1 protein-coding gene is annotated in these 695 nt (G+C 44.7%); it reads right to left on the reverse strand.

Annotated elements, in window-relative coordinates; translation table 11 throughout:
- Nucleotides 1-15: 15 nt before the first annotated feature.
- Nucleotides 16-695 (reverse strand): AAA family ATPase (locus tag NW807_RS09435; RefSeq protein ID WP_414425939.1); only part of this gene is annotated, 680 nt, incomplete at its 5' end.

Here is a 695-nt window from a genome sequence, read left to right on the forward strand (position 1 = left end):
CCTAGATCTGAAAACTCACTCATCGATAAAGTACTCACGGGCAAGACTCTGGTAGTATTCTAAAACTTTCCTGTGCCTAAAGACGGCAGGAACTCGTTCAAACTTTGCAGAGGATATCACTGCAAAGTCAGGTATCCTAAAAATGCTTTTGTTTTCATTACCTTTCTTAAAATGCGGCCAGAAATGAAGTAGATCTACACTTTTCTCCTGGTTGATAAGCTTCCATATCTCTTTGTTAGCTAGTTGAATAGTGTGTTCACTTCTCGAAGAGACGCCGTTGAAAAAGGCAGGCAAAGCAATAGGGCCACCATCCTGTCGTGACCTAGCAGTTTCTGGAATAAACTGGGTGATTACTCTAGCAGCATTATTCAGGGAAGACAGATCGTCGGGGCGGGTAGGTATCAAAATAACATCGGCAGCAAAAACACCACTCTGGCTGAAGTAAAGCCATTGAGTTGGGCAGTCGATTAGGATGTAATCATACTCATTGCGAAGAGGGGCAATGAGATCGCGAAGGCGCCGAGTTCCCTTTGGGATATATGCTACTGCCCGGCTATCAGTCAACGTCTCCAGCTCAGGGTCTCTTGGGATAATGTCGAAGATGGGAATACCCCTGAGTCTATATGTTTGGACAATGGCGTGGACGTCTATTTTGGGATCCTTTAAACATTGCGTCAGTGTAATTTTTCCAGGAG

The sequence above is a fragment of the Synechococcus sp. R70.1 genome (assembly GCF_047461675.1).
Taxonomy (GTDB): Bacteria; Cyanobacteriota; Cyanobacteriia; order Thermostichales; family Thermostichaceae; genus Thermostichus.